This is a genomic window from Salinibacterium sp. ZJ450 (assembly GCF_011751885.2).
Taxonomy (GTDB): domain Bacteria; phylum Actinomycetota; class Actinomycetes; order Actinomycetales; family Microbacteriaceae; genus Ruicaihuangia.
In genome coordinates this window covers 3,706,260-3,718,526 of the sequence record NZ_CP061771.1, presented here as the reverse complement: position 1 = coordinate 3,718,526, position 12,267 = coordinate 3,706,260, and the positions used below count along the sequence as shown (strand labels likewise).

The 12,267-nt window shown below is 67.3% G+C and carries 9 protein-coding genes; all 9 read left to right on the top strand.

Translation table 11 applies throughout. The annotated features are described in order from the left end of the window. The first annotated feature begins 286 nt into the window (after positions 1-286). Positions 287-880: a hypothetical protein gene (locus HCT51_RS18050; RefSeq protein WP_166880053.1), complete on the top strand. Its 594-nt coding sequence runs from the start codon at positions 287-289 to the stop codon at positions 878-880. Then, positions 877-1,914 (top strand): phosphate ABC transporter permease subunit PstC, encoded by a 1,038-nt coding sequence (gene pstC, locus HCT51_RS18045; RefSeq protein WP_166880055.1) that lies wholly within the window; start codon positions 877-879, stop codon positions 1,912-1,914. Before HCT51_RS18050 ends, pstC begins: the two co-directional genes overlap by 4 nt. Positions 1,915-1,975: 61 nt before the next feature. Beyond that, on the top strand, positions 1,976-3,178 hold the full coding sequence (pstA, locus tag HCT51_RS18040) for a phosphate ABC transporter permease PstA (protein WP_224760577.1): 1,203 nt from the start codon (positions 1,976-1,978) through the stop codon (positions 3,176-3,178). Next, the gene (locus HCT51_RS18035; RefSeq protein ID WP_224760576.1) at positions 3,175-4,821 is read left to right on the top strand and encodes a phosphate ABC transporter substrate-binding protein PstS; all 1,647 of its coding nucleotides are present in this window, start codon (positions 3,175-3,177) and stop codon (positions 4,819-4,821) included. Before pstA ends, HCT51_RS18035 begins: the two co-directional genes overlap by 4 nt. Positions 4,822-4,892: 71 nt before the next feature. Continuing rightward, complete coding sequence (locus HCT51_RS18030) at positions 4,893-7,427, top strand: hypothetical protein (RefSeq protein ID WP_166880060.1); 2,535 nt, start codon at positions 4,893-4,895, stop codon at positions 7,425-7,427. A gap of 88 nt (positions 7,428-7,515) precedes the next feature. Beyond that, the gene (locus tag HCT51_RS18025) at positions 7,516-8,907 is read left to right on the top strand and encodes an Ig-like domain repeat protein (RefSeq protein WP_166880062.1); all 1,392 of its coding nucleotides are present in this window, start codon (positions 7,516-7,518) and stop codon (positions 8,905-8,907) included. A gap of 131 nt (positions 8,908-9,038) precedes the next feature. Further along, a complete protein-coding gene (locus HCT51_RS18020) occupies positions 9,039-10,202 on the top strand; it encodes a hypothetical protein (RefSeq protein ID WP_166880064.1) in 1,164 nt (387 codons plus the stop codon). Between the two features lie 59 nt (positions 10,203-10,261). After that, positions 10,262-10,981 (top strand): hypothetical protein, encoded by a 720-nt coding sequence (locus HCT51_RS18015; protein ID WP_166880066.1) that lies wholly within the window; start codon positions 10,262-10,264, stop codon positions 10,979-10,981. Continuing rightward, positions 10,978-12,036 carry a sortase gene (locus HCT51_RS18010; protein WP_166880068.1) on the top strand — a complete coding sequence of 353 codons (1,059 nt, stop codon included), beginning with the start codon at positions 10,978-10,980 and terminating at the stop codon, positions 12,034-12,036. Before HCT51_RS18015 ends, HCT51_RS18010 begins: the two co-directional genes overlap by 4 nt. Positions 12,037-12,267 lie beyond the last annotated feature (231 nt).

Here is a 12,267-nt window from a genome sequence, read left to right as displayed (position 1 = left end):
CGGATCCGCCCTCTGGCGACGCCATTTCCCTCTTTCCGCGCCGTCTTGATCGTTACCCCTCGATCATCGGGTTCACCCAAAGTTAGCCGGTTATACGCCAGATGGCCCTTGTTCGTCGCCGACTGTTTCCCTCACAGATGTTCAGAAGTTCAACCTGGCGCGGAAGACTCAACGGAGTCGGACGGTACCCGTTTACCACCGGCCATTCACCCCCTGCCACGCGGCGCCAGCGCACGCACTCACCGGGCAGCGGGTCATCCGTTCTTGCCCCAAGGAGACACCAGCATTGAGCACGACGAGCTTTCCGCGGATCACCTTCACGGAGTTTCAGGATTCGCGGCAGCACATGCTCGTGTCATTTCTGGCGCAGGTGCAGTCCATCACCCTGGCCGAAGCGCTCTCCGCTGACGCGCACACCGACGAGACCTCGGTGAAGTGGCCGACCGACCCGCTCGACGGCACCGTGGTGTGGCGGCTGATGGCGTCGAACCGCAAAGAACTGGGACGCACGGTGCGCAGCCACCGATCGTTCGAACTCGCCCGACGCAACGCGCTCGCGTTGGTCGCCGGGGTCGACGAACTCGAGGGCAAGGTGATCCGCGCCGGACGCCGCGCCGTGGGCTGGTACCTGGGCCTGTACGGGGTTCCGATGCTGGTGTGCGGTGAGCTGAGCCGGGATGCCGGACTCGCCCACGCCGCGATGGGCGCCGCCAGCGACGCCCTGCGCCGCGTCACCGTCGCTGACCGGGCCCGGCTGCTGCGCGTGGAGCACTCGGGTGGCCCGCTCGGCATCAACTCGTCGGTCACCCGCGGCCCGGCCGCGACGACCCGGGCCGAGCCGGTATCCAGCTCGCTTCGCAGCGGGGCGGATGCCCGATGACGACACTGCTCCCCAACCGGGTGGCCGAGGACGACGCGACCGCGGAGGTGACCGCATCGCACGGCCCGCGCCGGCTGACCACCGTGCGCGGCTGGCAGGACCTGTTCTTCCGGGGCGGTGTGCGCGGCGGCGGGGTCGTCGTGCTGCTGATCATGGCGTTCGTCGGTGTATTTCTGTTGTGGCAGGGCTATCAGGCGTTCAGCGTCGCGGGATGGGGCTTCTTCACGACGCAGTCGTGGGAGCCGAACGAGGGCGCCTTCGGTATCGCGGCGGTTTTGTTCGGCACCGTCACGATCGCCCTGATCGCGATCATCATCGCGGTGCCGCTTGCCACGGGCACCGCGCTGTACATCAGTGAGTACGCGCCGCGGCAGCTTAGGCAAACCCTGATCTCGACGGTCGACCTGATGGCCGCGGTGCCGAGCGTCGTATACGGACTCTGGGGATTCTTCCTGCTGACCCCGCTGGTGCTGCCGGTCAGCCAGTGGATCAGCAGCTACTTCGGCTGGATCCCGTTCCTGGCGGCTCCGAACTTCGACCCGACGAACCCGCTGGACACGCCCACCGTGTTCACCGCGAGCGCGTTCATCGCCGGCATCGTCGTCGCGATGATGGTCGCCCCGATCACCACCTCGATCATGCGCGAGGTGTTCGCGCAGGCCCCCCTGGGCGAACGGGAAGGCGCGCTCGCGCTGGGGTCCACCAAGCTGGGCATGATCCGTTCCGTGGTGATCCCGTTCGGACGCGGCGGAATGATCGGTGGCACCATGCTCGGCCTCGGCCGGGCGCTCGGCGAGACCATCGCGGTGTACCTGGTGATTTCGCCGATCTTCGCGATCAACCCGTTCATCCTCGAGAAGAACACCAACTCGATCTCATCCATGATCGCGCTGCGGTACAGCGAAGCATCGCCGTTCGAGATGAGCGCGCTGATGGCCGCCGGCCTCGCCCTGTTCCTCCTGACGCTGCTCGTCAACTTCGGCGCGTCCTTCATCATCGCCCGGTCCCGTTCCGGCGCATCCAGCGAGGCATAAACCCATGACCCTCACCATTGACCCCCAGACCGCGGAAGTGACCGCGCGCCCGAGGACCACAATGCCCGCACGCGATGCGTCAAACCACGCTGGCGACGACCCGCGGGCGGAACCTCGCCGCAACACCGCCACCGTGCGGACCAAGGATGTCGCCACCCTGATCGCCGGCGCGCTGTCGGCGATCGCGATCACCACGTTCCTCTACACGCAGAGCCTGCCGCTGGAAGGCGTGCTCGGCTTCCTGCTGATCGGATTTGCGGTGTTCGTCGCCGTCTACCTGGTGATGATCAGTCTCACCGAGGACGGGCCGGCCATCCAGGACAGGTTCGCCTCCATCATCATCCACGCCGCGGCGATGCTGCTCGTGTTCGCTCTCGCCGTCGTGGTGATCTTCGCCTTCATCCGCGGCACCGAGGCACTCCCGCATCCGAACTTTTACCTGCAGGACATGTCAATGGCGGGCCCGCTTGATCCGCTCAGCAACGGCGGCATCCTGCACGCCATCGTCGGCACCCTCATCCAGATCGGCATCGCCCTGGCCATCTCGATCCCGCTCGGGCTCACCTGCGCACTGTTCCTCACCGAGATCCCTGGACCGCTCAGCCGGTTCGTGCGCACCGTCGTCGAGGCCATGACCGCGCTGCCGTCGATCGTGGCCGGCCTGTTCATCTACGCGACAGTGGTGGTTTTCCTGGGCTTCGACCGGTCCGGATTCGCCGCGAGCCTGGCGATCACGGTGATGATGCTGCCGATCATCATCCGCGCCGCGGATGTGGTGCTGCGCCTGGTGCCGGGCAACCTCAAGGAGGCATCGCTGGCGCTGGGAGCCGGGCAGTGGCGCACCGTCTGGGGGGTCACCCTTCCCACCGCGCGCTCCGGGCTGACCACCGCGATCATCCTCGGCACCGCCCGCGGCATCGGCGAGACCAGCCCCGTGCTGCTGACCGCCGGGTTCACGCAGTTCCTCAACCTGAACCCCTTCTCCGGGCCGATGGTGTCGCTGCCGCTGGCGACCTTCAACTTCGTCAAGAGCCCCGAACCGACGATGATCGCCCGCGGGTTCGGCACCGCCGCAGTGCTCATGGTGCTCGTGCTCATCCTCTTCGCCGTTGCCAGGGTCATCGGCGGGCGCGGGCCAGGGGACCTCACCACCGCCCAGCGCCGTCGCGCCCTCGCGCGCTCGCGCCGCGAAGCCGAACGCTACGAACAACGCCTACTCGCTGCGAGTGACACCGTCGCGACAACCACTTGGAGTACCCGATGAACGCCCGCGGCCACCTCGTCCGAGCTCTCACCGGGATGGTCGGCGCCACCGCGCTCATCGCGGGCATCCTATTGCCGCACCCGCAAGCCGCGCAGGCGGCGGGCACGACCCACTGGCCGATCGCCGGCGCCGGATCGTCCTGGTCGGCCAACGCGCTCGAAGCGTGGATGCGCAACGTGTGGGACAACTACCGATGGAAGGTCACCTACGACAACTCCGGCTCATCCGCCGGCCGCTCCCTGTTCGCCGCCGGAACCGTGGACTTCGGCGTATCCGAAATCCCCTACAACCTGAAGGGTTCGGACGCGGCCGACCCGGCGCCGCCGCGCAAGCTCGCCTACATGCCGATCGTCGCGGGCGGCACCGCGTTCATGTACAACCTGACCATTGCCGGCAAGCGCGTCACGAACCTTCGCCTGTCGGGCGAGGTGATCACCAAGATCTTCACCAACAAGATCACCGTCTGGAACGACCCGGCGATCGCGGCCGACAACCCCGGCCTCGCCCTGCCGGCGATCCCCATCGTCCCCGTGGTCCGCTCCGAAGGCTCCGGCACCTCCGCCCAGTTCTCGTCGTGGATGCGCTCACAGCACGGCGGACTGTGGAGCGACTACTGCGTCGACGTCGGCCGCGGCGCGAACTGCGGCATCACCAGCAACTATCCTGTCGTCCCCGGCTCGAAGTTCGTCGCGCAGTCCGGCTCCAACGGCGTGTCGGGCTACGTCGCCCAGTCGGCGTCCGTCGGCGCCATCACCTACGTCGAGTACTCCTATGCACTGAACTCGGGCTTCCCCGTGGCGAAGGTGCTCAACAGTGCCGGCTACTACGCCGAACCGACGGCATCCAACGTCGCGGTAGCCCTGCTCAAGGCGCGCATCAACAACGACGCCGCCTCACCCGAGTACCTGACGAGCGACCTCTCGGGCGTCTACACCGACGCGGACCCACGCACCTACCCGCTGTCGTCGTATTCGTACATGCTGCTGCCGACCGCGCTGGAGTACAACTTCACCGAAGACAAGGGGCTCACCCTCGCCGACTTCGCCAGTTACTTCCTGTGCGAGGGACAGCAGTCCGCCGAATCGCTGGGCTACTCGCCGCTGCCGATCAACCTGGTGCAGGCTGGGCAGGAACAGGTTCAGCGGATTCCGGGCGGCAACCCCACGATCAAGGGCATCAGCGCCTGCAACAACCCCACGTTCAGCCCCGACGGCTCAAACAAGCTCGCAAACGAGGCACCACTTCCGCAGGACTGCGACAAGCAAGGCGCCACGCAGTGCACCACGGGAACCGGAGGTGCACGCGCGACGTCGACAGTCGCCAGCGGAGGTGCTGGTGCCGGCGGTTCCTCGGCCGGCGGCGCAGCCGCCACCGGTTCTGAGGGAACAACAGGCTCGGCATCTGACGGGCAAACCGTGGTCGGCGATGAGACGACCATCGACTCGACGCTTCCCATCAGCGTGGCCGCAAGCCCCCAGGGACTGCCCTGGGGTGGTATCTCCACAAACGTTCTCATGGTCACCGCAGGCGCTCTCTTGCTCGCAGGGGTACTCCTTCCCCCCGTTCTCTCCCGCCTCCGCCGACGCGAGCTCGGCTCGGTCTCGGCATCGCAGGCGGCCTCTGCGCGTACGAAAGGTCTCTAGTCTCCATGTCCCGGTCATCCGCTTTCCGCCCCAACGTGCGAGCCCGCAAACTTGTGGCGTTCGGTGCGGTCATGCTCGCCGCAGTCGGGCTCCTGACCGCACAGCCGGTCACTCTCGAGCAAGCGCAAGCGGCCACCGACCCGAGCGCGACGGACTCGACCGTCACCGTGAAGTGGGCAGGCGACAACGGCCAACTGCAGGACTACCAGCCCGAACGCACGCACTTGATCGACAACGCCGACGGCTCGGGGCACTGGCTCGATTTCAAGGACTTGCAAATCACGGTCTCGCAGACTCGGGATCTCACCGATCAGGCAGTGACTTTGACCTATTCCGGGATGGCGGCGACGACTCCGGCGAGCAACTCGTCAGTGCTCGGGAACTACCTGACGATGATGCAGTGCTGGGGCACCGACCCGAGTGCACCGGACTTTGCCGAGACTTGTCAATACGGCGCGTATGACGGCGGTCTTCTCCAGAGCCAGATCGATGCCACAGTGGGAAAGCTCAAGCTGGGTGGGTTTGATCGCGGCAGTGTCCGGTTCCGCACCGTCCAGAACGCAACGACCAAGTTGGCGAGCGAACGGAAGCTTGGCGAGCCCAGCGGCCTTCTCAACTACTTTCAGCCCTCGACGACGAACGAGATTTTGGACGCGCGCTTCGGCGCTGACCGGCGTGGGCAGCGGACCTTCGAGGTGCAGACCGCGGACGCGTCTCCGGCGTTGGGCTGCGGCCTGAGCCAAAACCAAGGCGGGGCGGGAAACCGCTGCTGGCTGATCGTCGTGCCCCGCGGATCGCACAGTGTGGTGCACCCGGACGGAAGCTCGTGTATCCCAGCCCATCAGACCGTCATCCCCTTCGGGCAATCATCGCCGATATCGCAGTCTGGCAGTCCCATCGATCCGGCTTGCGCGACGTGGAGTAATCGGATGGTGATCCCGCTCGACTTCACCGATGTGGACGTCTCGTGTCCCGCCGGCGTCAGCGAGCGTCGCATGGTCGGTTCAGAGCTGATCACTGCAGCGGCCTCATCATGGAAGCCCGCACTCTGCACGGCGGAAGGAGGAGCAAACTACTCGCTGGCTTCGGGGAGTGAAGATCTCGCCCGGACGCAGCTTCTCGCGGGGGGCGGTCTCGCCTTCGTGCAGGACCCGATCGATCGACGATCGCTCTCTACCGAAATGGAGATCGCGCAGTTCGACTCCGCCAAGCTCCACTACGCGCCCGTGGCCGTTTCGGCGCCTGTGGTCGCCTACCAGTACCGCGACGCGCTCCAGCGCGAATACGACCTCACCCTCTCTCCTCGACTCCTGGCGAAGATTCTCACGAACTCGTACCCGTACCAAGTCGCTGTTGACAGTGCCGAGACGGATGTGTCACACCTCGGCGAGGTGAACCGAACGTACCCGACCTGGGCCAGCGACCCAGACGTGATCGCGCTCAACCCGGCACTGGCCGACCAGAACGTCAGCATTGGCGCGGACAACCCTGCCCCAGTACTCGTTGGCCCATCGAGCTCCGACGCGATCGCCCGCCTGTGGGAATACATCCAGGCGGACGACGAGGCACGTGCCTTCCTCCAAGGCGCCCGCGACCCATGGGGCATGACGGTTAATCCATACTTCCTGCCGTCCGCTCACCCCAATTCACTCGCCGGTGGTGTCGACTTCGACCTCTCCTCCGACCGCATCGACACCTTCCCGAAGTCCGACCGTTGGCTCGTTCCGGGGAAGGAGTACGCCGACCGGTTCAGGAAGGGCAGACAGGTCGACATCCTGGCCAAGTCCCCGTACGTCAACAGCTTTGCGGCAGCTGCTGTGGCGACCGCCCGCCTCGACCCGGCGGACAAAACGATATGGGACAGCTTCAAAGTGGTTTCACCCGGGGTCTCAGGCGACTTCGTCGCCGGCGGGCCTCTCCTCGACACCGGGATGGTCATCACTGTGGTCGACGCGCCCGCAGCATTGCGCTACAACCTACGAATCGCGTCGCTCGTACAACCGAACAAGGACGACGTCGTGTCGTTCGACAATGCGGCGCAGACAGCTGCGCTGACTGCGCAGGTCGAGAACGGCGTCGAGGGCGTCACGAAGACCGACGTTCGAGCCCTCCCCGCAAACGCCTGGCCACTTACCGGCATCCTCTACGCGCTGATCGATGACAACGCCGCGACTCTCGACGACAGGGCGCGCGGGGACTACGCCGCCTTACTCCGCTACGCGGCGGGCGACGGGCAGAAACCCGGGGAGGCGCGCGGGCAGCTGCCAGCCGGTTACGTTCCACTCCCCGCGGACCTTCGTGCGCGCACGCTCGCGATCGCCGACGAGATCGCGCCCAGTCCTGGAGCGGACTTGTCTGACGAGGATTCGTCAACGACCACAGGTGCTGCACCTACCCAGGGAGCGGCAGCGGGGCCAGCGTCATCTCACCCCGTACTCGCTTCCCAAACGGCGACGACAATCACGACGGCGGGGGTCGCTGCCGCTGATGAGACGCCTGCCGCACCGGCTTCATCGACGGTTGGGCTCATGGGCGCCATCGCCGTCGGCGCCGCCGGTCTCGTTGGCGGCCCCTGGCTCCTTCGAAGGCGCGGCCCGTCCACATGAGCCTGAACAGAAGCTTGCCCTTTTCCGTCAAGAGGAGCGGCAAATCCCGCTCTCCTCAACCCAGTAATCCGAATTAGAAAGGCATCGCATGATTCCCGTTCCCCCCTCCCTGAGGCCATCCCGCCGGTCGCCGCGCCGGGCGCTGCTGGCAGCGGCCACAGCTCTCACTGCTCTGCTCGTGGGCGCCGCGACCGTCGCACCTGCTCACGCGGCCGCCGAAGATGTCAACCCCGCTCTGGGCACGTATCAGGCGCCTCTGTACGTGACGCCAACATCGGGCGTGTTCACTGCGACGCCGGGTGCGGGCTACTCAGGCGGCACGGGGCTCACGCGTCTTTGGACGGGTGGGGTCGCCAGTTCCGACACGACCTCCAAGCCCGAGAATGTGCGAGTCCTGCTCACCTACACCCACAACGGTGCCAAGAAGATTGTCCAGCTAGACACAACGGGCATTATGGCCAACAGCGCCGCCGCGCCGGTCTACGACTTCAACGCTGCCAGCCTCACCCAGGTGAGCAGCTTGCTCACCACCAGTAACGTTGACCCGCTGCGAAACATTGCTCAGTCGACCAACGCGCCCCTCACCTTCTCTGTTCTTCTTCAAACCAGTGGCATTGACTTGGTGAACCCGGATCAGCCCTACTTCCGCGCTGACTTCGAACTCGCCGCCGACGGCAACAGCTGGAGCTTCCTGGGAACCAATCCCGCCCCGGTCGATAAGACTGACACCACGACCCAGATCGCGGGTTCGCCGCAGCTTGACGGCAGCGTGGAGCTGACGGCAACCGTGGCGCCGATCGCGGCGACGGGCATGGTGTCATTCCAGAACGCCGCCGGCGAGGAACAGGGCACCGGCACGGTGACGAACGGCGTTGTCATGTGGACGTCGGGAGCACTCACCGCGGGCACCGACTACGTCTTCAAGGCGGTCTACTCCGGCGACACCGCGCACGAGGGCTCAACCTCGGGAACCATCACGGTGAAGACTGAAGCCGCTCCTGCGACACCGGTGAACACCACGATCACGGTCGACATCCCCTCGGGCGGACCGGGAACGGTCGCACTGCAGGGCGCATCGGCGGCAAGCCTGGGCGAGGCGTCGAACACGGGCACACTGTTCGAAGCGACCGGGCAGCTTGGTGAGGTCACCGTCATCGACAGTCGTCTCGACAAGAACGCCGGCTGGTCGATGAGCGGCAAGGTGAAGGACCCGTTCGTTTCGGGCGCGAACCAGATCCCGGCCAGTGCGCTGGGCTGGACCCCGGCCGCAGTCGGCACCCTTCCGACCGGCGTGACTGTCGGCAGCGTGGTTGCGGCAGGCTCGCCCGGCCTGGCCGACTCGAAGCCGCTGCTGTCGGCGGTGGGTTCGGCGCAGGCCGGCACAGTTACAAGCAAGGTGAACGCCGGCCTGAAGCTGCAGGCGCCGTCGTCGACGCCCGCCGGCAGCTACAGCTCCACCCTCACCATCACCCTCACCTGACGCCAGCCGCGTCTCCGTGTGAGACCGGGGGTGTGTTCGGAGCGGAGCTCCGCTCCGAACACACCCTCACCCGAGCGTTCCAGTTCTGAAAGACGACGATCCACCACATGCCATCGCATTCGATAACACCAGTGCTGAGGGTTGCCACCGCGCTCCTCGCCGCATTCGGCATCCTGGGCGCGACAACCGCCGCCGCCACGGCCGCGCAGCCGGTCTCGCCCGCTATCGCGCTTGTGGCGCCCACTGCGGGGACGGATGCCCCGACCTGGGGGGTACAGCCCGGTGGTGTCGGCGGCCCCGATGGCCGGCAGGCGTTCGACTTCACCGTCGCCCCGGGCTCGGTGGTCAGCGATCTGGTCTCCATCTCCAACTTCACGCCGAGCCCGGTCACGTTCGCCGTGTACCCGGCCGACGGCATCAACGACACCGAGACTGGCGCGTTCACCCTGTCGTCCGGACCGACGGACAACACCGACGCGGGCAGCTGGGTCACCGTGCAATCGGATGCCGCCGATACCGCCTGCGCCGACCCGGCCACCGCGCCGGCCGCGTGCCTTGCCGTGCAGGAAGGCGCCATCGCGCTCACCCTGCCGGGAAACTCCCGCGCCGAGGTGCCGATCCAGATCTCAGTGCCCACCAATGCGTCGCCAGGCGACCACGCCGCCGGCATCGTCGCCGCAGTCAGCCAGCGCAGCGAGAACGCCGAGGGACAACCGATCATCGTCGAGCAACGCGTCGGCGCCCGCATCTACCTGCGCGTCGACGGCGAGCTGACACCCGGGCTGACCGTCGCCGGCTTGGTCTCCGAGTACACCCCGGCGTTGAACCCGTTCGACGGCACCCTCCGGGTCGAGTACCAGCTCACCAACTCCGGCAACGTGCGCGTGCACGCCGGGCAACGCGTGAGCGTGACCGGGCCGTTCGGCATCCCGCTCGCCTCGGTTGAGGCCGGCCGGGTGGAAGACCTCGTCCCCGGACAGAGCGTGCATGTGCCACTGGAGTTCACCGGCATCCCGGCGCTGCTGTTCGCCGTGGCCACCGTCGATGTCGTTCCGCAGCTCGCGGGCGAGGCAACGCCGACCGAGGTTGTGAGCCAATCGGCGACCGGCTGGGCGATCCCGTGGACGTTGCTGCTCGCGCTGCTCCTGATCGCCGGCGGCATCTGGTTCGGCCTGCGCTGGCGGCGTCGATACCGGGTGCGGCTGGCCGCGACCGTCGAGCACGCCGTGCAGCAGGCCCAGCGAACACAGGCCGCCGCCCACAGTTCTGAAACCGCCGAGAGAGAGACCGTCTGATGAGCCCTTCGAACCGTCCCCCACACCCACGGTCGCGCACGACCCTTCGCGCTGCCGTCATGACGGCGCTGCTCGGTGCACTGCTGACCGTGCCGCTCGGCGCCGCGCACGCTGTCGAGGGCGACGAGTGGGCCGGGCCGACGCTCGATGTGTCGATCCCGACCACATCGCCGTCTCTACAGCCCACACAGCAGCCCACGCAGAAGCCCACGGAGAACGTCGCTCCCGCGCCCACCGAGACCGCTGCACCCGCAAACCCGGGCGGGAGCAAGGGCGGCGCGGCAGCTCCCGCCGGAACGGCCGCCGACCCGGCGCCGACCGCGCCGCAGGCCCCCACCCCGGGGCAGGCACCGAAGACGGACGCCGACCGGGCGATGCTGTCGACGACGAACCCGAAACCGGGACAGCGCGCCACCTTCACCGGCACCGGATACACGCCGGGCGAGCAGGTGCAGCTGGTTATCTACTCCACCCCGGTGGTGATCGCCTCCTACCCGGCTGGCGATGACGGGCGAGTCGTCGCGGAGTTCGATGTGCCGAAGGACCTCGCCCCGGGTGCGCACACGGCCGAGGCCACCGGTTGGCAGTCCGCGCATGTCACCAACGTGCGTTTCATCATCGCGAGCGACGCCGCCGCCTTCGGTGAAACCGACCACCCCGCCAGCGGGCTGTGGTGGGGACTCGGAATCGCGGGAGCGGTGGTCCTGCTCGGCCTGCTCGCATGGTGGCTGCTGCGGATGCGCCGGCCCCGCGCCGTGCTTTCGGGAGCAACCGCATGACGACCGAGGAACTGACGGCCACCGCCCCGGGCGAGGTCGCCCCAGACCAGACCCGCACTCGCCAGCTGCCTGCTGTGCGGTTGCCACGCCTGCGTCCCGCCCGCAGTGCACGCGGCGGCCCGGACAGGGCAACGTCCGCCGGCGGGTCGGGGATGCCGCCCGTGAAACTGCTCAACGTGCCGCCTGCGGCCGTGCTGACCCCGCGCGTGAAGGACACTCGGTACTGGGTGGGCGTGGCCTGGCTGACCATCTCGGCGCTGGTGCTGGGCTTCCTGTTGCACGTCGTCGTCATCTCGGGCCTGCAACACCAGCGTGCGCAGACGCTCGGCTACGACGAGCTGCGCGACTCGCTCGCCAAATCGGAGACACCGGTCAGCCAGATCGATTTCACCGACAACCCCGTGGCCGCCGGCACTCCACTGGCGCTGCTGGAGATCCCCAAACTGGGACTGCGTCAGGTGATTGTCGAGGGGACCACCGCAGAGACCCTTCGCGAGGCTCCTGGCCATCGACGCGACTCGGTGCTCCCCGGCCAGGCCGGCACCAGCGTGATCCTGGGCAGACAAACCACCTACGGCGGACCGTTCGGCACATTATCCCGGCTGCAACCCGGCGACGTGATCCGCGTCACCACCGGCCAGGGCGTGAACACCTTCGAGGTCTTCGGCCTGCGCCGCGCCGGCGACCCACAGCCCGCCGCCCCAAGCCGCGGGGAAGGCCGGCTGGAACTGGTCACCGCGGACGGCCCTGCCCTGTTCCTCACCGGTGCGCTGCACCTCGACGCCGCGCTCGTATCCGACACCCAGGACACGCCCGGCCGAATCTTCACGGAGACGGCGTTGCCGCCCGAGGAACGCGCCCTCGGCGTCGACTCCTCAGGCTGGGCGGTCGTCATCGTCTATCTCATGCTCATGGTCGCCGCAGCCGTCGGCACTAGGTGGGCATGGCGGCACCTTGGCCGCTGGCAGACCTGGCTCGCCGGGGCGCCCGTGCTGCTGATCGTCGGCATGGGCACCGCCGATGCGATCGTCAACATCATGCCCAACTTGATCTGAAACGCCAAGCTCACCATGACCGTTCCCCGCTCACACGAAAGCCCTGCACCCATGACGGACGACACCACAACCCACATTCCGGTCGACACTCTTGGCGAAGCCGATCACGACTCCGGCGCGCCGGAGGGGAAGGATGCGCCCGAGTTGTCCGTCGACGACACCGCGCCATCCGCGCGTCGGGCACACCGAGTGGACAAGTCCTGGTGGCGCAACGTCACGGGTTCTACACCG